This window comes from Pseudomonas migulae, from assembly GCF_024169315.1.
Classification (GTDB): domain Bacteria; phylum Pseudomonadota; class Gammaproteobacteria; order Pseudomonadales; family Pseudomonadaceae; genus Aquipseudomonas; species Aquipseudomonas migulae_B.
This window is the reverse complement of sequence record NZ_JALJWR010000001.1, coordinates 4,492,318-4,517,503: the sequence shown is the minus strand read 5'-3', so window position 1 is coordinate 4,517,503 and position 25,186 is coordinate 4,492,318. Positions and strand designations below refer to the sequence as shown.

Genomic DNA, 25,186 nt, shown 5'->3' with positions numbered 1-25,186 from the left:
TTGGTGAATTTGTTTTCCACAATTTCCAGAAAGCACACATCAGACACGTGTGGGAGCGGGCTTGCTCGCGAAAGCGGCGGCACAATCAGCATTGCTGCGACTGACACACCGCCATCGCGAGCAAGCTCGCTCCCACAGGGATTTGCGGTGGTTTGGAGATGTAAAAAAGCCCCGGCGATTGCTCGCCAGGGCTTGTTGATTACAACGGTGAACTCAGTGCCCGCCGAGATAGGCGTTACGCACCTCCTCGTTCACCAGCAACTCCTTGCCAGTGCCTGTGATGCGGATCTCGCCGTTGACCATGACATACGCCCGGTCCGACAGCTTGAGCGCGTGGTTGGCGTTCTGCTCGACCAGAAAGATGGTCATTCCGGTCTTGGCCAGTTCCCGCAGCGTGGCAAAGATCTGTTTCACCACGATCGGCGCCAGACCCAGACTCGGCTCGTCGAGCAGCAGCAGCTTGGGCCGACTCATCAGCGCACGGGCGATGGCGAGCATTTGCTGTTCACCACCGGACATGGTCATGGCGCGCTGGGTGCGCCGCTCTTCGAGCCGCGGAAACAGCTCGAACATGCGTTGCATGTCTTCCTTGGCGTATTTGTCGCCGATCGGAATGGTGCCCATCAGCAGGTTTTCCTCGACGGTCATGTCGGGGAACACCCGCCGACCTTCCGGCGATTGCGCGATGCCGTTGGACGCGATGTAGTGGGACGACTTGTGAGTAATGTCCACACCCTGATAGAGGATCTGCCCGTCTGCCGCCCGCGGCTGACCGAAGATCGACATCAGCAGGGTCGACTTGCCCGCGCCGTTGGAACCGATGAGGCTGACGGTTTCCCCTTCATTGATGTGCAACGAGACTTTCTTCAGGGCCTGGATCGGCCCGTAGAACACGTCGAGGTCTTTGAGTTCGAGGATGGCACCGTTAGTCATACGAGCTCCTCTTCATCGGCGCCCAGGTAGGCCGCAATCACTTTCGGGTCGTTGCGAATCGCCTCGGGGCCGCCCTCGGCGATGACGATGCCGTGGTCCAGCACCACGATGTGATCGGAAATGCTCATAACCATGCCCATGTCGTGTTCGATCAGCACCACGGTCAGATCGTGCTCGTCGCGCAGCAGCCGGATCATCGCGCTCAGCGCTTCGGTTTCCTGAGGGTTGAGGCCGGCGGCCGGTTCGTCGAGACAGATGATCTGCGGCCGGGTGCACATGGCCCGGGCGATTTCCAGACGGCGTTGCTGACCGTAGGACAGTTCACCGGCCAGACGGTTGGCGCAGTCCACCAGGTCCACCACTTCCAGCCAATAGAAAGCGTGGTCCAGCGCATCGCTTTCGGCCTTGCGGTAGCCCTTGGTGTTGAGGATGCCGGCGAGCATGCTGCGGTTGACCCACATGTGTTGGGCCACCAGGAGGTTTTCCAGTACCGACATTTCCTTGAACAGGCGAATGTTCTGGAAGGTCCGCGCCAGGCCGGCACGGTTCACCAGGTGGGTGCCGCCAAACATCTTGTAGTGGAGCCGGCTGAGGAAGCTTTTCGGCGACACGAAATCGGTCGCCTTGAACGGCTCACCCAGCATTTTGATGACATCGGTCCGCTCGCCACGCACGTTGAGTTCGATCTTGCCGCCCGAGGCCTTGTAGAACCCGGTCAGGCAGTTGAACACGGTGGTCTTGCCGGCGCCGTTGGGACCGATCAGGGCGAAGATCGAGTTGCGCTTGACCTGCAGGCTGACATCGTTCAACGCCTTGATGCCGCCGAAGTGCATCATCAGTTTCTCGACCGAGAGTACGACTTCGCTCATGGCGCTACTCCTTTACGCGGGGTCACACCGGTACGGCTGATCCGAATCAGGCCGCGCGGTCGCCAGATCATCATCAACACCATCAGGATGCCGAACAGCAGCACGCGGTATTCCGCGAAGCCACGCAGCAGTTCCGGGGCCACGGTCAGCACGAAGGCTGCGATGACCACGCCGATGGTCGAGCCCATGCCGCCGAGTACCACAATGGCGAGGATCAGGGCCGACTCAAAGAAGGTGAACGAGGTCGGGTTGACGAACCCTTGGTAAGTGGCGAAGAACACGCCGGCGAGACCGGCCGTCGACGCACCGATGGTGAACGCCGAAAGCTTGACCAGAACGTGGTTCAGCCCCATGGAACGACAGGCGATTTCATCTTCACGCAAGGCTTCCCAGGCGCGACCGACCGGCATGCGGGTCAGACGGTGCTTGATGTACAGCACGGCCAGCACCACGAGGAACAGCACCGCGTAGATAAAGTAGTACTTCACGTCCGGGTTGTAGGCGATACCGAAAAACTCGTGGAAAGGGACACCGCCCTCTTTCGCTCTTTTACCGAACTCCAGCCCGAAGAAGGTTGGCAGCGGCGCCGCCATGCCATTCGGGCCACCGGTCAGGGACAACCAGTTGTTGAGGACCAAGCGGATGATTTCACCGAAGCCCAGCGTCACGATCGCCAGGTAGTCACCGTGCAAGCGCAATACCGGGAACCCGAGGATGCAACCGGCAAGACCCGCAGTGATCGCCGCCAGCGGCAGCACCGTCCAGAACCCCAGGCCCAGGTATTGATAACCGAGCGCCAATCCATAGGCCCCGATGGCGTAGAACGCCACATAACCGAGGTCGAGCAGGCCGGCCAGGCCGACCACGATGTTCAAGCCAAGCCCCAGCAGCACGTAGATCAACCCGAGGATGACCACGCCCAGCAGGTAGGAGTTGGAGAAAAACGGGAACACCACGGCAACGACGATCACCACTGGAATGATCCAGCGCAACCGGGTTTTGTAGTCAGGCGCAAGAACATGAACGCCGGAGCCGGTGCTTTCAAAACCCTCAAGGACTTTCAGGCCCTTGGGAGTTTGCAGAAACAGGCCCAGGGCAAAGCGGCCGACCATGACGATGGCGACAATCCATGCCACCCGGGTCGCTTCCAGATTAAAGCCGTAACCGTCGAGGACTACGCCAACAATCGGGCCGAACACAATGAGGGCGACCAGACCGGCAAGAATCGCGTCAACCAGGCTTCTTTTGAGATCAATGGTTTTTTTAGTGGTTGAGGACATCGCTTACACCTTCGACACAAGAGGACGGCCGAGCAGGCCTTGGGGCCGAAAGACCAGAACGAGAACGAGCAGCGAGAAGCTGAAAACGTCTTTGTAGTCCGAGTTGACCAGACCTGAGAACAGCGATTCGGAGATCCCGAGGATGATCCCGCCGAGCATCGCACCCGGCAGCGAGCCGATGCCACCGAGAACCGCTGCGGTGAACGCCTTGATGCCGATGATGAAGCCGGCATAGAAGTCGAACGTACCGTAGTTCATGGTGATCAACACGCCGGCCAGGGCCGCCATTGCTGCACCGATGATGAACACGTAGGAAATCACGCGGTCGGTGTTGATCCCAAGGATCGACGCCATCTTGCGGTCTTGCTGGGTGGCGCGGCACATGCGGCCGAGCTTGGTGTACTTGATGACGTAGGTCAGCAGGGCCATGCCGGCGAATGCGGCAATCAGGATAAATACCTTGGTGTAGGTCAACTGCACGAAACCGGTGCCGATTTCGACGCGCCAGGCTCCCGTCAGCAAGGTTGGAACACCTTGTTGCTTGGCACCTTGAGCGATCTGGGCATAGTTCTGCAGGATGAGCGAAATTCCGATGGCGCTGATCAGCGGTGCCAGTCGGGTGGAGTTGCGCAGTGGCTTGTAGGCGACGCGCTCGATGACCCAGCCATACACCGCCGTAACCACGATGGTGAAAATCAGGGTGCCAAGCATCAGTAGCGGGAAGGATTCAATACCGAAGTATGCCAGCAGAGCCAGACTGATCGCCGCGAGGTAAGCGGAAATCATGTAAACCTCACCATGGGCGAAGTTGATCATGCCGATGATGCCATAGACCATTGTGTAGCCGATGGCGATCAGGCCATAGACCGACCCGAGGGTCAGGCCGTTGACCAGTTGCTGCAGGAAAATACCATCCATAACGCAATCTCACGCATTTGAGAGACTGCACAGAAGCCGGGTGCGACGGACCGGGGTTCAGCCACCCGCGCAACACGGTTGTGTGCAGCTCTACGAGAAAAGACAGATGTGCCATGACTGATTTCAGTCGCTGAAGGTGAACACCTTGTGGCGAGGGGATTCATCCCCGTTCGGCTGCGAAGCAGCTGCAAGCCTGGTGACCACGGAGCATCTGAAACACCGAGATCGCAGGTCTTGGGGCTGCTACGCAGCCCAACGGGGATAAATCCCCTCACCACAGGGCCGGTTACACGCTCATATCACTTCTGTTTTTCCAGTTGGTGGTATTTGCCATCCTTGTCCCACTGATAAACCACGTAGTCGGAGACTTTCAGGTCGCCCTTGGCGTCCCAGGTCTTCTCGCCCATCACGGTTTTAACCGGGTTTTTCTTCAGCCACTCGGCCGCTTTTTCGCCGCTGTTGGACTTGGCGCCGTTGAAAGCAGCCGCCAGGGTCTGAACCGAAGCGTAGGCGTACAGGGTGTAGCCTTCAGGCTCGGTGCCTTTCTTGCGGAACTCGTCCACCACAGTCTTGCTGTCTGGCAGCAGGCGTGGGTCGGCACCGAAAGTCATCAGCACGCCATCGACGAATTGCGGACCGCCAGCGGTGGTCACCAGTTCGTCGGTCACGATGCCATCATCGGACATGAACTTGACGTCTTTGAGGCCTTGCTCACGCAGTTGACGAACCAGAGGACCGGCTTCCGGGTGCAGACCACCGAAGTACACGACGTCGGCGCCAGCGCCACGGATCTTGGTCACGATGGTGCTGAAGTCTTTCTCGCCGCGGGTCAGACCTTCATACAACACGGGCTTCACGCCGCGTTTTTCCAGTTGAGCCTTGGTGGCATCTGCCAGGCCCTGGCCGTAGGTGTCCTTGTCGTGCAGCACTACAACCTTTTTGCCCTTGAGCACGTCGACGATGTAATCGCCGGCCACGATGCCTTGCTGGTCGTCACGCCCGCACATACGGAACATGGCGCTCAGACCACGTTCGGTAACCGCCGGGTTGGTAGAACCTGGAGTGATTGCGATGATGCCTGCTTCGTCATAGATCTCGGAGGCCGGGATGGTCGACGAGGAGCAGAAGTGGCCGACCACGCCCGCCACTTTCTGGTTGGTCAGGTCCTTGGCGACCGTCACAGCCTGTTTCGGTTCGCAGGCGTCATCGCCCTTGACCAGTACGATTTTTTCCCCGTTCACGCCGCCCGATGCGTTGATGGCATCGGCCGCTGCCTGTGCACCCTTCATGTACTGCTCGCCAAATGCCGCGTTGGCGCCAGTCATTGGACCTGCCACACCGATTTTCACATCAGCCTGTGCAAACGCAGAAACACCCAACGCAGTTGCCACTGCGAGGGCCAAAAAGCCTTTTTTGTAAAACGTCTGGGACATGAGGTGGTGCTCCAAGGTTTTTTTTAGTTGGCACTGCGACTTCCTGAATGCTCAGAGCAAGGGCCGTGCCATCGGTTTTTTATTCTGAAAAAAGTCGCTGCTTTATTGTTTTTTCGACTGTTTCGAGCCCATTTTCATTGGGCGTGCAACCGTCTAAACCGCGGAAGGTGAAACCATTTATTTTTAAAGGCGCAACCCGCATGCGCCATCATTGCAACCGCGGCGCCAAACGACGTGCAACCAGCCTGTAACAACGTTCGTCACCGAAGTGCACACTGCTGGTGCGGTACTGCTACAACCCGCACCTTTTACAGGCTAGTCGCTGCGCCGAAAAGCGCCGCTCCCCGCAACAAATTTCAACAATCAAATCACGATCCGCAAGCACTGGCCCGCGTGATACAGCGAAAACCCCGCTTCATAAAGACAGCTACGCAGCCCTGCCCCAGCCAGCGGCTGCATGGGTGCGAAGGGAATTGGCAGTGCCTGAGGATTTCCGTTACACAAATAATCGGCAAAGGCTTTGCCCACGACAGTGCCAGTCGTCACGCCCCGGCCGTTGTAGCCGGTGACTGCCACTAAACCGGGCGCCGGCTCGAACAGGCGCATCAAATGATCGGGGGTGAAGGCGATGCAACCGGTCCAGGTGCACTCCCACTCCACCGGTTTGAGGTACGGGAAATAGTGCTGCTGAACCCGATCGGCCCACGCCTTGAGGAACCAGGTCGGCTTCTGATTGCCATTGCCCAGACTGCCGAGCAACAGGCGACCGTCTTTATCGCGACGAATACTGCTGAGCACCTGGCGTGTGTCCCAGGAACCCTGGCCACCGGGCAGGATTTGCTGTGCGGCGTCTTCAGTCAGCGGCACCGAAGCCACCTGATAGTAATAACCGGGGAAGAAATTGCGTCGAAGCTCCGTCCAGTCGCCTTCGGTGTAGGCGTTGGAAGCGATGACCACTTGCTCGGCGAGCACCGAACCCTGTGCGGTCTGCACTGACCACTTCTGGCCCTGACGTTCGAGCCGGGTCACGGGAGAATGATCGAACAGCTGACCGCCGAGGCCGATGGCCGCGTTGGCCAGCCCCGTAGTGTAGGCCATCGGGTTGATCGTGCCAGCACGTCGATCAAGCAGTGCGGCGGCAATTTTTTTGGTGCCGGTGGCCTGTTCGCAGGCTTGACCGGTCAGGAGTTCGACGGGGGCGCCGCGACGTTTCCATTGTTCTTCACGACTGCGCAAGTCCGCTTCGCCACGGGCGTTATGCGCCATGTGCAGCGTGCCCTCGCGGCGCAACTGGCAATCGATGTTGTATTTGTCCACGAGGCTGAACACCAGGGACGGTGCTGCGCCGAGCATGCGGTTGAGCTGACTGCCCACCGCTTCGCCGAACCCCGCTTCGATGTCGTCCGGTGGAATCCACATCCCGGCGTTGACCAGCCCGACGTTGCGACCCGAACCGCCATGACCGGCACGATGGGCTTCCAGCACGCATACCGTCTTGCCTTGTTCCAGCAAATGTACCGCCGCCGACAGACCGGTGAACCCGGCGCCGATGACGCAGACATCGACCTTCACCTCGCCCTTGAGCAACCCGTTGTCGGGCCTTTGCGGCGTCAGTTTTTCCCACAGACACTCTTCGCGTAACGGCATTGCCAGACTCCAACAGAAACCTAACAAACAACAAAAGCAGAAGCTTCGCGGGCAAGCCTCGCTCCTACAGGATCACTTAAAACCTGTAGGAGCGAGGCTTGCCCGCGAAGGGGCCCATCAGTCGAACGTAATCCCTTGAGCCAACGGCAACTCCAGCGAATAGTTCACGGTGTTGGTCTGGCGGCGCATGTACCCGCGCCATGCATCGGAGCCCGACTCACGACCACCGCCCGTCTCTTTCTCGCCGCCAAACGCACCGCCGATTTCCGCACCGCTCGGGCCGATGTTGACGTTGGCGATGCCGCAGTCGCTGCCGACCGCCGACATGAACTGCTCGGCTTCACGCACGTCGGTGGTGAAGATGCACGAGGACAGGCCTTGTGGCACGGCGTTGTTCAGGCGCAGCGCTTCGTCGAAGTCCTTGTAACCGACCACGTACAGGATCGGTGCAAAGGTTTCGTGGCAGACCACGTCACTCTGCTCCGGCATTTCAACGATAGCCGGCGAGACGTAGTAAGCGTTCGGGTATTTGTCTTCCAGCTGACGCTTGCCGCCGAAGACCCGACCGCCTTCGCTCAACGCCTGCTCCAGCGCGTCTTGCATGTTGTCGAAGCTGTGTTTGTCGATCAGCGGGCCGATCAGGTTGCCTTCCAGCGGATTGCCGATGCGCACTTTCGAGTAAGCGGCCTTCAGGCGGGTAACGATTTCTTCCTTCACCGATTCGTGAGCGATCAGGCGACGCAGGGTGGTGCAACGCTGGCCGGCGGTGCCGACGGCGCTGAACAGGATCGCGCGAACGGCCATGTCCAGGTCGGCGCTTGGGCCGAGGATCATGGCGTTGTTACCGCCCAGTTCCAGAATGCTGCGCGCAAAACGTGCGGCGATTTTCGGCGCCACTTCGCGCCCCATGCGGGTGCTGCCGGTGGCGCTGATCAGCGCGACACGCGGGTCATCGACCAGCGCTTCGCCAGCATCGCGGCCACCAATAATGACTTGGCTCAAATGCGGAGGGGCGTCGCTGAAGTTTTTCAATACGCGATCGAACAGTGCCTGGCAGGCCAGTGCGGTCAGCGGGGTTTTCTCCGACGGCTTCCAGATCACCGGGTTGCCGCAGACCAGCGCCAGCGTGGTGTTCCAGGCCCAGACGGCCACCGGGAAGTTGAACGCGCTGATCACGCCAACGATGCCCAGTGGGTGCCAGGTCTCGCGCATGTGGTGGCCAGGGCGTTCGGAAGCGATGGTCAGACCGTACAACTGACGGGACAGGCCGACTGCGAAATCGCAGATGTCGATCATTTCCTGAACTTCGCCCAGGCCTTCCTGAGTGATCTTGCCGGCTTCCCAGGAAACCAGCTCGCCGAGGTCGGCCTTGTATTCGCGCAGGATGTCACCCAGTTGACGCACCAGTTCGCCACGGCGCGGAGCCGGGACCTTGCGCCACAATTCGAACGCATGATCTGCGCGACTGATGTGCTGCTCGACTTCAGCGGCGCCTTCCCAGTTCACAGAGGCGATCTTGCTGCCATCGATCGGCGAATGCACCGGCACTTTGCCGTTCTGGTACAGGGCCGGGTTCACACCTAGACGATCAAGCAATGCGGCAACCATGGGTCACTCCTCGAGCAAAAAACAGAAAACGTGCAGCCGGAAAATCACGACTGATCAGACCTGTAGTTTTAGCTCGCCGGAGGTTACCCAACAAACGACCTTTAAGAGAGATATCATTCCGTTTATTCATGCTGCGAATTGCTGGTCAGAAAGAAACAAGAAAAAGGACAACCCATGCTGAATAAACGTTACCTGCCGTCGATCACCGCGCTGCAGTGTTTCGAGGCCGTGACCCGGCATTTGAGCTTCACACGGGCCGCCGAAGAGCTGAACCTGACCCAGAGCGCGGTCAGCAAACAGGTCGCGCAACTGGAAGAATTGTTGCAACACCTGTTGTTCCGCCGGGTGCGTCGACGCCTGCAAATGACCCCGGCCGGTGATTTGTACCTGGTTGAGGTACGAAAAATCCTCACGCAAGTCGAGATGTCGACCCACTACCTGCGTTCCTACGGTGGGGAAACCGAAGTCTTGCGCGTTTCCACTCCTCCGACCTTTGGCGCCCGCTGGCTGGTGCCCCGTTTGAAAGGTTGGCGCCTGCGTCACCCATCGATCCATCTCGACCTGTGCAGCGAGCAGGAAGCCGACGACCTGCTGCAAGGTCGCAGCGATCTGGCGTTCTATTTCGGCCAGGGCTCACGGCCCCGCACCGAATGCCTGAAGCTGTTCGGCGAGGAGCTGGTTCCCGTGTGTGCACCGGGTAGCCTGCCGGCGACACCGTTTACTGATCCCACCCAGCTCACCGACCTGGTCCTGCTGCAAAACGCCTCCCGACCACAGGCCTGGCACGACTGGTTCGACAGTCAGGGTTACCACACCGAACACAGCTACCACGGCCCGCGTTTCGAAACCTTCTACATGTGCATCCGCGCCGCGCAGGTCGGCTGCGGCGTGGCATTGTTGCCGCGTTTTCTGGTGGAAGAGGAATTGGCCGACGGCAAACTGGTCATACCCTGGCAGCACGCGATGCCCAGTTCCGACGCGTATTACCTGGCGTACCCGGAACATTCTGCGGAAGTGCCCAAGGTGCGGGATTTTGTGAAGTGGATGCTGGAGCAGATTGATAGCCCGGAAATTCCGCAAATTTAAAGCTTCACACTCCCCCCTGTGGGAGCGGGCTTGCCCGCGAAGGCGTCATCACATCCAGCATCAATGTGACTGATAAACCGCTTTCGCGGGCAAGCCCGCCCCCACAGGGATCTCCAGCAACCTGAAAAATCACTGGCAATCACCACCACCCCTATGCGCCACTATGCGTATTCAATGTGGAGAACCCCGTTATGAGCGAGAGTGTGTTTGCCGATCGCATCGTGCAGAACCTGCTCGACACCGACTTCTACAAACTGACGATGATGCAGGCGGTGCTGCACAACTACCCGAACGTGGACGTCGAATGGGAGTTTCGTTGCCGCAACAGTGAAGACCTGCGCCCGTACCTGGCGGAGATCCGCTTCCAGATCGAGCGCCTGGCCGAATTGAGCCTGAGCGCCGACCAGTTGAGTTTCATGGAGCGCATCAGCTTCATGAAGCCGGATTTCCTGCGCTTTCTCGGGTTGTTCCGCTTCAACCTGCGCTACGTTCACACCGGAATCGAAAACGGCGAGCTGTTTATCCGCCTGCGCGGGCCATGGCTGCATGTGATTCTTTTTGAAGTCCCGCTGCTGTCCATCGTCAGCGAAGTGCGCAACCGCTATCGCTACCGGGACATCGTTCTGGAGCAGGCCCGCGAGCAGCTCTATCGCAAGTTCGACTGGCTGACCGCCAACGCCAGCAGCGACGAATTGTCCGAATTGCAGGTAGCCGATTTCGGCACCCGTCGTCGCTTTTCCTACCGCGTGCAGGAAGAAGTGGTGAACGTCCTCAAGCACGACTTCCCCGGACGTTTCGTCGGCACCAGCAACGTGCATTTGTCCCGGGAACTGGACATGAAACCGCTGGGCACCATGGCCCACGAATGGATCATGGCCCACCAGCAACTCGGCCCGCGACTGATCGACAGCCAGATTGCCGCCCTCGATTGCTGGGTCCGCGAGTACCGCGGCCTGCTGGGGATCGCGTTGACTGACTGCATCACCATGGATGCCTTCCTCAACGATTTCGACCTGTACTTTGCCAAGCTCTTCGACGGCCTGCGCCACGATTCCGGTGATCCGGTGATCTGGGCAGAAAAGGCGATCGCCCACTATCAAAAGCTGGGCATCGACCCGATGAGCAAGACGCTGACGTTCTCCGACAGTCTGACGCTGCCCAAGGCGCTGGAAATATTTCGCGCGTTACGCGGTCGGATCAATGTCAGCTTCGGCATCGGCACCAACCTGACGTGCGATATTCCAGGTGTTGAACCGATGAGCATCGTGCTTAAAATGGCGGCCTGCAATGGCCAACCGGTGGCAAAGATCTCCGACGAGCCTGGCAAGACTCACTGCAAAGACCCGAATTTCGTCGCCTATTTGCGACACGTTTTCAAAGTTCCTGCCGCCCTTTCCAGCACACCAAGCAAGGAGTGAATTCATGCAAGCCGTACAGCGTGAGATTGCTGAGCAGCTCAAGGTTCAACCCCCATTCGCCGACAAAGCCGCTCTCGAGGCGGAAATCGCCCGGCGCATTACCTTCATTCAGGATTGCCTGGTCAATTCCGGGCTCAAGACCCTCGTGCTCGGTATCAGCGGCGGAGTCGATTCCCTGACCGCAGGCCTGCTGGCCCAGCGCGCCATGCGCGAACTGCGCGCCCGCACCGGTGATGACAGCTACAAGTTCATCGCCGTGCGCCTGCCGTACGAAACCCAGTTCGACGAGCACGACGCACAGGCTTCGGTGGACTTCATCAAGCCAGACGAGCGTCATACCGTGAACATCGGCCCGGCGGTCAAATCCCTGGCCAATGAAGTGGCAGCCTTCGAAGGCAAGCACGCGGTTTCGGTGGATTTCGTCCTCGGCAACACCAAGGCGCGGATGCGCATGGTCGCCCAGTACACCATCGCCGGCGCGGCGCATGGCCTGGTGATCGGCACCGACCACGCGGCGGAAGCAGTGATGGGCTTCTTCACCAAGTTCGGTGACGGCGCGTGCGACCTGGCACCGTTGAGCGGCCTGGTGAAAAACCAGGTCCGGGCCATAGCCCGTAACTTCGGTGCGCCGGAATCGCTGGTGGAAAAAGTCCCGACCGCCGACCTGGAAGACCTGTCCCCGGGCAAACCGGACGAAGCGTCCCACGGCGTGACCTACGCCGAGATCGATGCATTCCTGCACGGTGAGCCGGTGCGTGAGGAAGCGTTCAAGATCATTTGCGATACGTATAAAAAGACCCATCACAAGCGGGTGATGCCGTTTGCACCCTAAGTAAGGCGGTGTCTGGACCGACGCCTTCGCGGGCAAGCCACGCTCCCACAGGTTTTGTGTCGTGCCCATTGCCGGCGTCCGACACAAAACCTGTGGGAGCGTGGCTTGCCCGCGATGAACGATGACTCGGTCAAACGTCAGGCACAAAAAAAGCGTCCCTCGCAGGACGCTTTTTTATGACCCGATTCGCTTACTTCAGCGTAACCGTACCTTTCATCATCGAGATGTGGCCGGGGAACGAGCAGAAGAAGCCGTATTTCTCGGCCGCATCAAGCTTCGACACATCGAAAGTCACCGAGTCGGTTTCCTTGGCGCCGATGATTTTGGTATGGGCGATAACGCGCGCATCACCTTCCTTCAGGTAGTTCTTGTCGATACCAGCGGCCAGGCCATCGGTGGCGATCGGCTGCATGTCAGCCTCTTTGCTCAGCACCCAGTTATGGCCCATCACGTTTTTCGGCAGGTTGCCGGAGTGGGTCAGTTCAACGGTGAAAGTCTTGCAGCTTTTGTCGATTTCAATGGCCTTGGTGTTGAAGGACATTTGATCGGTGGAGTCGATGGTCGTCTTGCACTCGGCAGCCATCAGTTGGCTGCTGGCCAGTGTCAGCAGGGATACCGCAACAAGTTTGGCAAACATGGTGAATCTCCAAGGCAGGGTTAACAAAAGTGCGAATGGACAGAAGACTGCCTGAAAACTTCGCAAGTTCCTATGACCTGAATCAAAAATTGTATACAACTTTAGCGCTATGACACCAATCGAAACAATCTACCAGCCAGACGTCTAGGGCGGCCCTATCATCAGGTCGTCATCACTTATCCGGAGCGTCTGTCATGTCCATCAACAGCTTTTTGTGCAGTTTGCTCGCCGCTTACGCCTGCGGCGCCAGTGGCACCTGTGAAACGTCCCAGCGCGAAGTTTAGACCTTGGAGCGTCGCGCCTCTGCCTTTACTCTGTGGCCATCCTGACCCTGGAGCAAGGCATGTCTTTAGCATCCGTTTGTGTATTTTGCGGTGCCAGCACCGGCACCAACCCGGCTTATCGTGAAGCCGCTGTCGCCCTCGGGCGGGCATTGGCCGAGCGCAAGCTGACCCTGGTCTACGGCGGCGGCGCCGTCGGGCTGATGGGAATCGTCGCCGATGCCGCGCTGGCAGCCGGCGGTGAAGTGATCGGGATCATCCCGCAAAGCCTCAAGGACAAGGAAATCGGCCACAGCGGCCTGACTCGCCTGGAAGTGGTCGACGGCATGCACGCGCGCAAAGCGCGGATGGCCGAACTCAGCGACGCGTTCATCGCCCTGCCCGGCGGCCTGGGCACCCTGGAAGAACTGTTCGAAGTCTGGACATGGGGCCAGCTCGGCTACCACGGCAAACCGCTGGGGTTGCTGGAAGTGAACGGTTTCTACAGCAAATTGACCGGTTTTCTTGATCATATCGTCGGCGAAGGCTTCGTTCGAGAAGCACACCGTGACATGCTGCAAGTGAGCGAATCGCCGCAAACCCTGATCGATGCGCTGGATGCCTGGCAGCCGACCGTGGTGCCAAAGTGGACAGAGCAAAAACCCAGCTAACGGCTCGGCACCGATACAGGGCAGAATATGCGCCGCTCAACCTCACCTTCGACCCCAGAGGATCGCCCATGGCTAAACCTAATTATTCCTTCGCCAAACGTCAGAGAGACTTGGCCAAGGAGCAGAAGAAAGAGGAAAAGCTTCAGCGCAAGAAAGCTACAGCTGAAGAAGAAGCCGCCGCACTGAACCCGGAAACAGACGGTGAAGTGGCCGCAGAAAGTGATGTTGAAGCACCGAAAGATCAGGCGCCCGACGCCTGAGACCCTCAGGGCCCGATGATCTGATCAGGCCCACCGGATCTGTGTCCAGGGTCAGCAGTTACGCTGCTGACCCTCACAGTCCAGTCTGAAACACCCCCCATTCGAAAGTCCTTACACATGTCCCCTGTGGGAGCGGGCTTGCTCGCGAAAGCGGCGGCACATCCAACACCGCTGTGGCTGACAGACCGCTTTCGCGAGCAAGCCCGCTCCCACATTAGATCTGCGCTACTCCAGTGGCATCACGGTGACACGCACTTCCGGATCGTGATTACCTCCCCCCAAAATCACCCCCCGCAACGGCGAGACATCCGAAAAATCCCGACCCCAGGCCAAGGTGATGTGTTCGAGCGCCGGCTGCACGTTGTTGGTCGGATCGAAATCCACCCAGCCCAGCGCCGGGCAAAACACCGAAACCCAGGCGTGAGAGGCGTCGGCGCCGATCAGTCGCGGTTGACCCGGCGGTGGTTGGGTCAGCAGGTAGCCACTGATGTAACGAGCCGCCAACCCACGGGAACGCACGCAAGCGAGCATCAAGTGAGCGAAGTCCTGGCAAACCCCGCGCCGGCGCTCCAGCACTTCCACCAGCGGTGTCGCCACTTGGGTCGCTTCGGCGTCGAAGGTGAACTCGCTGAAGATTTTCTCCATCAGCGCCTGAACGCCGAGCAACAGCGGGCGGCCCGCCGGGAAACAGCTTTCCGAGAACTCGACGAAGTTGCGCTTCAAATGCACATAGGGCGATTCGAATCGGTAACGGCAAGCTTCCAGCAATTCAGAAGAAAGTGGCTGACTGCTGTAGGTCAGCGCGTTGCGGGTTTCCTCCCAGGCCAGTGATTGATTGAAATCGAGCATTGGCCGGGACAGCACCTCGACGGTGAGCCGGGCGTTGACCAATAACTCATCGTGTGGCCGCTCAAACGCCAGCCGGGTCAGCGGATTGCCAAACACATCCAGCTCATCCCGGCGCGACGTCGGGTCGGGACTGATGTGCAATTGCTGCTCGGTACAGCGCTGCCAGGCACAGGCCCGCGGCCAAAGATGCGCCAATTGCTGGGCGAGGGACACCGGGCTGTCGTAGTGATAATGGGTGTCGTGGAAAATCTGGTAACGGGCGCTCATCAGACGGACACCGTGCGCTGGCTGACATCGTCGACATGGGCGAAATGGCGCAACGCCAGTCGATCCGACACTTGTCCGCTGGCGTCGGCGATCTCCTGGAGCAGATCGGCCAGCCCATCAATGGCGGCACGAACGCTGGCGTCGCCGAACAGCGAATTCTCCAGGCACCCCAGGTCGAAGCGCGCCAGCCGCTCGACCAATTGCGGCAGACCCGCTTCGCGCGGCACACCGAAATCATCGTTCAAACGTTTAAGGGTGCGGGTCACCAGCTTCAATTGGAACAGCACCGCGTGCGGGTTCTGCTCGTCGAGCAGCAACAGGTCCAGCACCGGGATCAATTGCGCCACCGCCAGATACCGCGAACGGTAGGTGATGCTGCTGTTGCCCAGCTCCAGCAGCCATTCCAGTCCGGCCTGATCGAAGGCGCCGCTGCCGCGCAGGAACGCCGCCAGGCTGCCGCTGAGAAACTGCAGGCGCTCGATCCGCCGGCCGATCATCAGGAAGCGCCAGCCTTCGTCCCGGGTCATGTCGTCGAGGGCAAAACCGGACAGCGCCGCCAGCGACATCAACAGACGGTTGAGAAAATCCAGCAATTCGCCGAAATCCGGCTCCCCGGTTTCCAGCTCCATGGCCTCGCGCTGCAACTCCACCAGCGCCTGCCAGTTTTCCCGCGAGAGCTTGCCGCGCACCTGCGAAGCCGCCCACTGCAAGCGCTGCAGGTTGGAACGCAGGCTGAACGGCCAGTCATCGCCGAGCAACGCCGCCAGTAACCGCTCAGGCAATTCACCTTCATCCGGCAACAACATCAGCCGCTCGCCGAGATCGACCGCCGCTTCCAGGGCTTGCGGGTCGTCGCCATCGACATAGCGCGCCAGCATGATCCGCAACAAACGCGCGCTGTCATCACAGCGTTCGCAGTAACGGCCGAACCAGAACAGGTTTTCCACCACCCGCGACGGCAAATACGGATCGCGCCGCACCAGGTCGTGCACGCCGATGCTGCGCTGGGCTTTCCACTGTTCACCGCTGGGCGGCCGATCGCCGAGCACCCAAGTGTCCTTGCTCGCGCCACCGCGTTGCATCGAGACCACTTCAGCGTCAGCCTCCGCGGCCACGCGGGTCAAGCCACCGGGCAGCACTCGATAGCCGTCGCGACTGGCCACCGCATACATGCGCATGCCGATGGCCCGAGGCTGTAACTGACCGTCCTCAGCCTGCCAGATCGGCGCCTGGGACAATTGCGCCAGTTCTTGCGCCACATAGGCGTACGGTCGCGCCTGCATGCGCTCAGCGAGGCTCTGGCGCTGCTTTTCACTCAAATCACGGCCAAATACCGGCGCGAAGCTCTGCGAAGGGAACGCCGGTTTGATCAGCAACTCCGGCAACTTTTCCAACGCCTGTGCCAGCACCGGCGCTTCGCCGCACCACCACGTCGCAATAGAGGGCAGGGTCAGCTCTTCGCCGAACAGGAATTGGTTGATCCTCGGCAGGAAACCCAGCAATCCCGGCGACTCGAGAACGCCGCTGCCGAGTGCATTGGCCACCAGCACTCGCCCCTGCCGCACGGCTTCGAGCAGGCCCGGCACGCCAAGCGCAGAGTCGGTGCGCAACTCCAACGGGTCGCAGAAGTCGTCGTCGAGCCGGCGCATGATCGCGTGGACCCGCCGCAGGCCGCTCAAGGTTTTCAGGTAGACCGTGGCATCGCGCACCGTAAGGTCGCCACCCTCCACCAGTGGATAACCGAGCTGCCGTGCCAGGTACAAATGTTCGAAATAGCTTTCGTTGAAACGCCCCGGTGTCAGTAATACCACCAACGGCGCTTCATCATCGCTCGGTGCCTGGCGGGCCAGGGTTTCCTGCAGCGTGCGGAAGAACCCGGCCAGATGCTGCACCTTCAAATCACGGTACAACTCGGGAAAGGCCCGGGACACGATCGTGCGGTTTTCCAGAGCGTAACCCGCGCCGGACGGTGCCTGGGTCCGATCCGCCGTGACCCACCAGCGCCCGTCGGGCGTGCGCGCCAGATCCACGGCATACAGATGCAGAAAAGCCCCGTCAGGCGGCGTGATGCCCTGACAGGGCCAGAGGAAATTGTTGTGACCGAACACCAACTCGGCGGGCAGCAAGCCTTCCGCAATCAGCCGCTGCGGCCCGTACAAATCCGCGAGCACAGCATTCAACAGGCGCGCCCGCTGAGCGATCCCGGCTGACAACAACGCCCACTCATCAGCGGAGATCACATGCGGCAGCAGGTCCAGTTCCCACGGCCGGTCCGCGCCCTTGGGGTCGGCGTAGACGTTGTAGGTCACGCCGTTTTCCTGAATCTGCCGGGCCAGCAACGCCTGACGCTGTACCAGTTGCGCGGGCGTGCTGCGTTGCAACTGGTCGAACAGCCGACGCCAGTGCGGGCGCACCGCGCCGCTGTCGTTGAGCAGTTCGTGATAAGTGCCCGCGGTCAGCGGGTAGCGGTCTAGCAGGTCAGGCATGGAAAGCTCGGCAGACAGCAAGGAACGGTCAGACTAACGCAGGCTCATGACGCCCGGATATACGAAAAATCCGAGCGTCGCGTACGGTTTAGAAACGTCGCAAATCGAGAGTCATCGGCAGCTCGTCGTTAATTTCCAGAATCGGTATAGGAAGTTTCCCAGGGCTGTGTCCGATGCGGAAGAAACGCGCCATCCTCCGACTCTCGGCTTCATTGGCGTTCACCGGCAAACTGTCGTAATTGCGCCCGCCGGGATGGGCGACGTGGTACTGGCAGCCACCCAGAGACCGCTGCATCCAGGTGTCGAGCAGGTCGAACACCAGCGGCGCGTGGACGGGAATGGTCGGTTGCAGGCAGTTGGCGGGCTGCCAGGCGCGGAAACGCACACCGGCGACGAACTCGCCAACCCGCCCGGTGGGCTGCAAGGGCACCGGAACGCCATTGCAGGTCAGCAAATAACGTTGCGGTGGCAGGCCGGTGAGCTTGACCTGCAGGCGTTCAAGGGACGAATCCACATAGCGCACCGTGCCGCCGACGGCGCCCTCCTCGCCCAGCACATGCCACGGTTCCAGCGCCTGACGCACTTCCAGTTCAATGCCGCTGACGGCGTAATCGCCGACCTTGGGAAAACGGAATTCCAGATGTGCGGCAAACCATTCGGCCCGCACCGGATAACCCGAGGCGTTGAGATCCACGATGACGTCCGCGAAATCCTGCTCGATAAAGTGCGGCAACAGGAACCGGTCGTGCAATTCAGTGCCCCAGCGCGCCAGTTTCGGCGGCGCATATGGCTCGCGCCAGAATCGTGCGACCAGCGCTCGCAGCAACAACTGTTGCGCCAGACTCATGCGCGCATGCGGCGGCATTTCAAAGGCACGCAACTCCAGCAAGCCGAGGCGCCCCGTCGCGCCGTCCGGTGAATACAGCTTGTCGATGCAGAACTCGGCGCGGTGGGTGTTGCCGGTCACGTCGATCAGCAGGTTGCGCAACAACCGGTCCACCAGCCAAGGCGCGCATTCCTCACCGGGTTGGGGCATTTGGGCGAAGGCGATTTCCAGCTCGTACAACGCATCGTTGCGGGCTTCATCGACGCGCGGCGCCTGGGACGTCGGGCCGATGAACAATCCGGAAAACAGGTAGGACAAGGACGGATGGTTGTGCCAATAGCTGATCAGACTGCGCAACAGATCCGGACGGCGCAGAAAGGGTGAGTCAGCCGGTGTCGCGCCACCCAGTACGAAATGGTTACCGCCGCCAGTGCCCGTGTGTCGGCCATCAATCATGAATTTCTCGGTGGTCAGCCGGGTCTGGCGCGCTTCTTCGTAGAGAAACTCGGTGCGCTCGACCAGTTCGTCCCACGTGGCGGACGGCTGCACGTTGACCTCGATCACGCCCGGGTCTGGAGTGATACGGAAGTTGCTCAGGCGTGGATCGCTCGGCGGCTCATAGCCTTCCAGCAACACCGGGCAGCGCAACTCCTGCGCCGTGGCCTCGATTGCGGTGACCAGCTCCAGATAATCCTCGACCCGCTCCAGCGGCGGCATGAACAGGTACAACCGCCCTTCCCGCGCCTCGGCGCAGAACGCGGTACGGGTCAGCCAGTCGGCGGATTCGTCGACCTCCAGATCCCGCTCGACCGCGTCGGCAGGTGCTCCCGGGCTGTTTAATTGCTGCGTATCCGGCAGCGCAGGGAATTCCTGGTTGGGGTCATTGGGATAGATGAACGGAAACTCGGCGGCTTTCACCCACGGCTGCGAACCCAGTGGCAAGCGATAGCCCAGCGGCGAGTCCCCGGGCACCAGGCGGCAATGCTCGTCGCGCAGATACCAGCGACCGCTTTGCCACTGATCGCCCTTGGCGGTGCGCGCCAGCGGCAGGACCTGGCCAATCACTTTATCCAGGCCCTGACTGAAGACTTTCCGCAGACGGGCTCGTTCGAGCGGCTCTTCGAGACGTGAGTCTTCGGCGCTGACGTTCTGCGGCAACGTACCTTCGCGCCAGAGGTAATAGAAATTGTCTTCGTAGGCAGGGAACACAAAACGCGTCGGAATTTTCAAACGTTCGGCGACACTCGCCAGAAAGCGCCCGGCCAATTCACCATCGGCGCCGTAGTCTTCCTGCTCATCGGCAATCAGCGCGCTGTTGTGCCAGATCGGCACGCCGTCGCGGCGCCAGTAGCAGTTGAGCGACCAACGCGGCAGTTGCTCGCCGGGGTACCACTTGCCTTGACCGAAATGCACCAGGCCCTTGGGCGCGTAACGCTTGCGCATACGCTGGAACAGTTCGGCGGACAGGCGACGCTTGTCCGGCCCGAGCGCGGCGGTGTTCCATTCGTCGCCGTCCGGATCGTCGATGGAGACGAAGGTCGGCTCGCCGCCCATGGTCAGGCGTACGTCGCCTTCCAGCAGATCGGCATCGATCTGCCGGCCCAGTGCCTGGATCGCCAGCCATTGATCTTCGGTGTAGGGCTTGGTGACCCGCGGCGCCTCCCAAATCCGCTCCACGGACATTTCGTGGGTGAATTCGCACTCGCACGGTTCCACCAGGCCACTGATCGGTGCCGCAGAGCCCGGATCGGGACTACACGCCAACGGAATGTGTCCTTCGCCGGCAAACAGCCCTGACGTCGCGTCCAGGCCGATCCAGCCGGCACCCGGCAAATACACTTCGCACCAGGCGTGCAAATCGGTGAAGTCCACCTCGGTGCCAGAAGGGCCATCCAGACTTTTGACATCGGCGGTGAGTTGAATGAGATAGCCGGAGACGAAACGCGCCGCCAGTCCAAGGTTGCGCAGCAATTGCACCAGCAGCCATGCCGAGTCGCGGCAGGAACCGGAGGCGTGTTCGAGGGTGTGTTCAGGCATCTGCACGCCCGGTTCCATGCGGATCAGGTAGCCGATGTCTTCGCTCAGACGCTGGTTCAGCGCGACGAGGAAATCCACGCTCGGCAGCAGCGTGCGGTCGATGCCGTCCAGGTAGGCCTGGAACTTCGGCGTCAGGGGCAAGGTTTCCAGGTACGGCGCCAGCTCCTTGCGCTCGTCCGCGGCATAGGCGAACGGAATTTGTTCCGCGTAGGGCTCAAGGAAGAAGTCGAACGGATTGAACACCGCCATTTCGGCCAGCAGATCGACTTCGATCCGTAGTTCCTCGGTTTTCTCCGGGAACACCAACCGCGCCAGGTAATTGCCCTGGGGGTCTTGCTGCCAGTTGATGAAATGCTGCTCGGGCGAGACTTTCAGCGCGTACGACAATATCCGCGTGCGACTGTGGGCGGCCGGACGCAGACGAACGATCTGCGGCCCGAGCTCGACGGCGCGGTCGTAGCGGTAATGCGTGACGTGGTGCAATGCGACATGAATCGACACGGCGTGCCTCCTGCGAGCCATAAGCGTATTCGAAAGCGCGCAAGACTTATGCCATGCAGCAGCGCTGGCGCTTTCTCCGAGTGCTTGAGGCAGTACAGCACCAAAATCGGGCGATGCGGGGAATTGGTTTGGGGGAGTTGCACGTTAATGTGGCGGCGAGTGCTGTCAGGAAAGTTTTAGAGTGACGGTACTGGCCCCTTCGCGGGTAAGCCTCGCTCCTACAGGTTTTTCTGTGGACGCAGGATTTTGTGAACGACAGGGATCCCTGTAGGAGCGAGGCTTACCCGCGAAGGGGCCAGTCGCCCGGGCAAAACTTTCAAGCCTTAAACGCAAAACGCCAACCCGAAGGTTGGCGTTCTGTTATCAGCGGTCAACGTTTAGCGCGGTACAACCGGCTTGCGCGCAGGCTTCGGCCCTTTGCCCTTGGCCGCATCCTTGCGCTCCTTCGCCGCTTGCTGGTTTCGGGCGAATGCCGCTGCCTTGGCCTGTTCGCGCTTGTCCCACGGGTTCCCGCCATCGCTGGCGCGCGGTGGCAGTCCGGTGTGCTGGGTCAGGATCTTGGTGGTCTTTTCCCCTGCAACCTTGTGGCTGCCGGCCGGCGTCGAGTTCTTGCGACGGGCGCTCTGGTAACTGTCGGTCGCCGGTTGATGCAACGGGATCAACTGGTTCTTGCCCGGCCCGATCAGGTCGGCGCGGCCCATGCGGGTCAGCGCTTCACGCAATATCGGCCAGCCTTTCGGGTCGTGATAACGCAAGAACGCTTTGTGCAGACGACGCTGCTCTTCGCTCTTGACGATGGTCACGGCATCGCTCTTGTAAGTGACCTTGCGCAGCGGGTTCTTGCCCGAGTGGTACATCGCGGTGGCGGTGGCCATCGGCGACGGGTAGAACGCCTGCACCTGGTCGGCACGGAAACCGTTGCCCTTGAGCCACAGGGCCAGGTTCATCATGTCTTCGTCGGTGGTGCCCGGGTGGGCGGCGATGAAGTACGGAATCAGGTACTGCTCTTTCCCGGCTTCCTTGGAGTACTTCTCGAACATGCGCTTGAATTTGTCATAGCTGCCGATGCCCGGCTTCATCATCTGGTTGAGCGGACCTTCCTCGGTGTGTTCCGGGGCGATCTTCAGGTAGCCACCGACGTGGTGGGTCACCAGCTCCTTGACGTATTCCGGCGACTCGACCGCGAGGTCGTAACGCAGGCCGGAAGCGATCAAAATCTTCTTCACACCCGGCAAGGCACGGGCGCTGCGATACAGCTGAATCAGCGACGAGTGGTCGGTGTTCAGGTTCGGACAAATGCCAGGGAATACGCACGACGGTTTGCGGCACGCGGATTCGATTTCCGGGCTCTTGCAGGCGATGCGGTACATGTTCGCGGTCGGGCCGCCGAGGTCGGAAATGACGCCGGTGAAACCCGGAACCTTGTCGCGGATCTCTTCGATTTCGCGAATGATCGACTCTTCGGAACGGTTCTGGATGATCCGGCCTTCGTGCTCGGTGATCGAGCAGAACGTGCAGCCGCCGAAGCAGCCACGCATGATGTTCACCGAGAAGCGGATCATGTCGTAGGCCGGGATTTTTTCCTTGCCGTACGCCGGGTGCGGAATGCGCGCATAAGGCATGCCGAACACGTAGTCCATTTCTTCGGTGGTCATCGGAATCGGTGGCGGGTTGAACCAGACGTCGACTTCGCCGTGCTTCTGCACCAGCGCACGGGCGTTGCCCGGGTTGGTTTCGAGGTGAAGCACGCGGTTGGCGTGAGCGTAGAGAACGGCATCACCACGGACTTTCTCGACCGATGGCAGACGGATCACGGTCTTGTCGCGGGTCATTTTCGGGCTGGCCAGGATCTGCACGACCTTGGCTTCAGTCGGGTCTTCAACCGGCCCCTTTTCCTGCTCGATGGCGCAGGCCTGGGTGTCCTGGGTGTTGACGTACGGGTTGATGATCTTGTCGATCTTGCCCGGACGGTCGATACGCGTGGAATCGACTTCGTACCAGTCTTTCGGCGTGTCGCGACGGATGAACGCGGTGCCGCGCACGTCGGTGATGTCTTCGATCTTGTGACCGTAGGACAGACGCTGGGCGACTTCGACGATCGCACGCTCGGCGTTGCCGTAAAGCAGGATGTCGGCGCAGGCATCGATCAGGATCGAGTTGCGAACCCGGTCCTGCCAGTAATCGTAGTGGGCGATGCGGCGCAGGGACGCTTCGATGCCGCCAAGAACGATCGGCACGTTCTTGTAGGCTTCCTTGCAGCGCTGGCTGTAAACCAGGCTCGCGCGATCCGGACGTTTGCCCGCCAGGCCACCGGGGGTGTAGGCGTCATCGGAACGGATTTTCTTGTCGGCGGTGTAGCGGTTGATCATCGAGTCCATGTTGCCGGCCGCGACGCCGAAGAACAGGTTCGGCTCGCCGAGCTTCATGAAGTCGTCTTTTGACTGCCAGTTCGGCTGGGCAATGATCCCGACGCGGAAGCCTTGCGACTCCAACAGCCGGCCAATGATCGCCATGCCGAACGACGGATGGTCAACGTACGCATCACCGGTGACGATGATGATGTCGCATGAATCCCAGCCAAGCTGATCCATCTCCTCCCTGCTCATTGGCAGGAATGGCGCTGGACCGAAACATTCGGCCCAGTACTTGGGATAGTCAAATAACGGCTTGGCTGTTTGCATGACGATGACCGGTGTTGAGATGAAAAATCGCGGGCGCGGAATATAGCACAAAAAATAACCAATTCCGACGGCTATGGTCGGAAATAACGCGTAACCCATGTGAGAGCGGGCTTGCTCGCGAAAGCGGTGTGTCATTCAGCAATCAGGCTGAATGTACTACCGCATTCGCGAGCAAGCCCGCTCCCACAAGGTTACTCGTCGTCGAAGTTGTAGCTACCCGGCGCCAGGTTTTCGAAGCGGGTGTACTTGCCGATGAACGCCAGTCGCGACGTACCGATCGGGCCGTTCCGCTGTTTGCCGATGATGATCTCGGCGATGCCTTTGTGCTCGGTTTCCGGGTGATACACCTCGTCCCGGTACACGAACATGATGACGTCGGCATCCTGCTCGATCGCTCCGGATTCCCGGAGGTCGGAGTTGATTGGCCGTTTGTTCGGTCGTTGCTCCAGGGAGCGGTTGAGCTGTGACAGCGCCACCACCGGGCAGTTGAATTCCTTGGCCAGGGCCTTCAAGGAACGGGAGATTTCGGAAATCTCGTTGGTCCGGTTATCACCACCGGAACCCGGAATCTGCATCAATTGCAGGTAGTCGATCATGATCAGGGCGACGTCGCCGTGTTCACGCACCAGACGCCGGGTCCGCGCGCGCATTTCCGACGGGCTGATACCCGCCGTATCGTCGATGAACAACTTGCGATCGTTCAGCAGGTTGACGGCCGACGTCAGGCGCGGCCAGTCGTCGTCATCCAGGCGACCGGCACGAACCTTGGTCTGGTCGATACGGCCGAGGGACGACAACATACGCATGATCAGCGATTCACCTGGCATCTCGAGCGAGTACACCAGCACGCACTTGTCGCTGCGCAGCACGGCGTTTTCCACCAGGTTCATCGCAAAGGTGGTCTTACCCATGGATGGACGGCCGGCGACGATGATCAGGTCGGACGGCTGCAGGCCGCTGGTCTTCTCGTCGAGGTCGGTGTAACCGGTGGACAGGCCAGTGATGGCGTTGTCGGTGTTGAACAGGGTGTCGATGCGGTCGATGGCCTTGGTCAGCAGGTCATTCACGCTCACCGGGCCGCCGGTTTTAGGCCGGGCCTCGGCGATCTGGAAGATCTGACGTTCGGCTTCGTCGAGAATCTCTTCAGCGGTGCGGCCTTCCGGGTTGAAGGCGCTGTCGGCAATCTCGGTAGCGATGCCGATCAGCTGCCGCAGCGTCGCCCGTGCGCGGACGATCTGCGCATAGGCCTTGATGTTGGCGACGGACGGCGTGTTTTTCGCCAACTCGCCGAGGTAACCCAGGCCACCAACCTGTGAGGTCTGACCTTCCTTGTCCAATTGCTCGGCAAGGGTCACGACGTCGATCGGGGAGTTCTGGTCGGCGAGCTTGGCGATCGCGCGGAAGATCAGGCGGTGGTCATGCCGGTAGAAATCGCCGTCGGAGACTTGATCAAGCACGCGTTCCCAGGCGTTATTGTCCAGCATCAGACCACCGAGCACGGCCTGTTCGGCCTCGATGGAATGCGGTGGCACCTTCAGGGAAGCGGTTTGCAGATCGTATTGCTCGGGTGCGGAGATATCGTTCATGGCCACTTGGTTATTTTATGAAAAGCGGGGAGATCAGAAAGACAAAGGGCACGACCTGTAAACAGGATCGTGCCCGATGTTACCGGCAAGCACCCAAGGGT

At 60.2% G+C, this 25,186-nt stretch carries 18 protein-coding genes; 5 read left to right on the top strand and 13 right to left on the bottom strand.

Going from position 1 to position 25,186, the window contains the following annotated elements; genetic code table 11:
• Window positions 1–213: 213 nt before the first annotated feature.
• From J2Y86_RS20710 to amaB, 7 genes are all read right to left on the bottom strand, one after another.
• Window positions 214–933: an ABC transporter ATP-binding protein gene (locus tag J2Y86_RS20710; protein WP_253435646.1), complete on the bottom strand. Its 720-nt coding sequence runs from the start codon at window positions 931–933 to the stop codon at window positions 214–216.
• Window positions 930–1,802, bottom strand: a complete 873-nt coding sequence (locus J2Y86_RS20705) for an ABC transporter ATP-binding protein (protein ID WP_253435642.1) — start codon at window positions 1,800–1,802, stop codon at window positions 930–932. Before J2Y86_RS20705 ends, J2Y86_RS20710 begins: the two co-directional genes overlap by 4 nt.
• Window positions 1,799–3,082: a high-affinity branched-chain amino acid ABC transporter permease LivM gene (livM, locus tag J2Y86_RS20700; RefSeq protein ID WP_253435638.1), complete on the bottom strand. Its 1,284-nt coding sequence runs from the start codon at window positions 3,080–3,082 to the stop codon at window positions 1,799–1,801. The genes J2Y86_RS20705 and livM overlap by 4 nt, the downstream gene beginning before the upstream one ends.
• Before the next feature lie 3 nt (window positions 3,083–3,085).
• Window positions 3,086–4,000: an ABC transporter permease subunit gene (locus J2Y86_RS20695; protein ID WP_253435635.1), complete on the bottom strand. Its 915-nt coding sequence runs from the start codon at window positions 3,998–4,000 to the stop codon at window positions 3,086–3,088.
• A 299-nt stretch (window positions 4,001–4,299) separates the two neighbouring features.
• Window positions 4,300–5,433, bottom strand: coding sequence for an ABC transporter substrate-binding protein (locus J2Y86_RS20690; protein ID WP_253435632.1), 1,134 nt, complete (start codon window positions 5,431–5,433; stop codon window positions 4,300–4,302).
• Window positions 5,434–5,796: 363 nt separating this feature from the next.
• On the bottom strand, window positions 5,797–7,080 hold the full coding sequence (gene amaA, locus J2Y86_RS20685; RefSeq protein ID WP_253435628.1) for an L-pipecolate oxidase: 1,284 nt from the start codon (window positions 7,078–7,080) through the stop codon (window positions 5,797–5,799).
• 117 nt (window positions 7,081–7,197) lie between these two features.
• Window positions 7,198–8,688 carry an L-piperidine-6-carboxylate dehydrogenase gene (amaB, locus tag J2Y86_RS20680; protein WP_150634650.1) on the bottom strand — a complete coding sequence of 497 codons (1,491 nt, stop codon included), beginning with the start codon at window positions 8,686–8,688 and terminating at the stop codon, window positions 7,198–7,200.
• Window positions 8,689–8,862: 174 nt separating this feature from the next.
• Between amaB and J2Y86_RS20675 the strand changes: the two genes are divergently transcribed.
• The 3 genes from J2Y86_RS20675 to nadE all read left to right on the top strand — a co-directional run bounded on the left by J2Y86_RS20675 (window position 8,863) and on the right by nadE (window position 12,024).
• Window positions 8,863–9,774 carry a LysR family transcriptional regulator gene (locus J2Y86_RS20675; RefSeq protein ID WP_253435625.1) on the top strand — a complete coding sequence of 304 codons (912 nt, stop codon included), beginning with the start codon at window positions 8,863–8,865 and terminating at the stop codon, window positions 9,772–9,774.
• 191 nt (window positions 9,775–9,965) lie between these two features.
• Complete coding sequence (gene pncB, locus J2Y86_RS20670) at window positions 9,966–11,192, top strand: nicotinate phosphoribosyltransferase (protein WP_253435622.1); 1,227 nt, start codon at window positions 9,966–9,968, stop codon at window positions 11,190–11,192.
• Window positions 11,193–11,196: 4 nt separating this feature from the next.
• A complete protein-coding gene (gene nadE, locus J2Y86_RS20665) occupies window positions 11,197–12,024 on the top strand; it encodes an ammonia-dependent NAD(+) synthetase (protein ID WP_253435619.1) in 828 nt (275 codons plus the stop codon).
• Window positions 12,025–12,214: 190 nt separating this feature from the next.
• Here the strand turns inward: nadE and azu are convergent, their stop codons facing one another.
• Window positions 12,215–12,661, bottom strand: a complete 447-nt coding sequence (gene azu, locus J2Y86_RS20660) for an azurin (RefSeq protein WP_214380421.1) — start codon at window positions 12,659–12,661, stop codon at window positions 12,215–12,217.
• A 343-nt stretch (window positions 12,662–13,004) separates the two neighbouring features.
• Here azu and J2Y86_RS20655 point away from each other — a divergent pair, with 343 nt between their 5' ends.
• Together J2Y86_RS20655 and J2Y86_RS20650 are read left to right on the top strand one after the other, a co-directional pair.
• Window positions 13,005–13,592, top strand: coding sequence for a TIGR00730 family Rossman fold protein (locus J2Y86_RS20655; protein ID WP_253435602.1), 588 nt, complete (start codon window positions 13,005–13,007; stop codon window positions 13,590–13,592).
• Between the two features lie 68 nt (window positions 13,593–13,660).
• Window positions 13,661–13,852: a hypothetical protein gene (locus J2Y86_RS20650; protein WP_017336270.1), complete on the top strand. Its 192-nt coding sequence runs from the start codon at window positions 13,661–13,663 to the stop codon at window positions 13,850–13,852.
• Window positions 13,853–14,077: 225 nt separating this feature from the next.
• Here J2Y86_RS20650 and J2Y86_RS20645 read toward each other — a convergent pair whose 3' ends face one another.
• From J2Y86_RS20645 to dnaB, 5 genes are all read right to left on the bottom strand, one after another.
• On the bottom strand, window positions 14,078–14,968 hold the full coding sequence (locus J2Y86_RS20645; protein ID WP_253435599.1) for a transglutaminase family protein: 891 nt from the start codon (window positions 14,966–14,968) through the stop codon (window positions 14,078–14,080).
• The gene (locus J2Y86_RS20640) at window positions 14,968–17,454 is read right to left on the bottom strand and encodes a circularly permuted type 2 ATP-grasp protein (protein ID WP_253435595.1); all 2,487 of its coding nucleotides are present in this window, start codon (window positions 17,452–17,454) and stop codon (window positions 14,968–14,970) included. Before J2Y86_RS20640 ends, J2Y86_RS20645 begins: the two co-directional genes overlap by 1 nt.
• Window positions 17,455–17,542: 88 nt before the next feature.
• Window positions 17,543–20,818 carry a DUF2126 domain-containing protein gene (locus tag J2Y86_RS20635; RefSeq protein ID WP_253435592.1) on the bottom strand — a complete coding sequence of 1,092 codons (3,276 nt, stop codon included), beginning with the start codon at window positions 20,816–20,818 and terminating at the stop codon, window positions 17,543–17,545.
• A gap of 377 nt (window positions 20,819–21,195) precedes the next feature.
• The gene (locus tag J2Y86_RS20630; RefSeq protein WP_253435589.1) at window positions 21,196–23,499 is read right to left on the bottom strand and encodes a YgiQ family radical SAM protein; all 2,304 of its coding nucleotides are present in this window, start codon (window positions 23,497–23,499) and stop codon (window positions 21,196–21,198) included.
• Window positions 23,500–23,690: 191 nt separating this feature from the next.
• Complete coding sequence (gene dnaB / locus J2Y86_RS20625; protein ID WP_007947521.1) at window positions 23,691–25,085, bottom strand: replicative DNA helicase; 1,395 nt, start codon at window positions 25,083–25,085, stop codon at window positions 23,691–23,693.
• Window positions 25,086–25,186 lie beyond the last annotated feature (101 nt).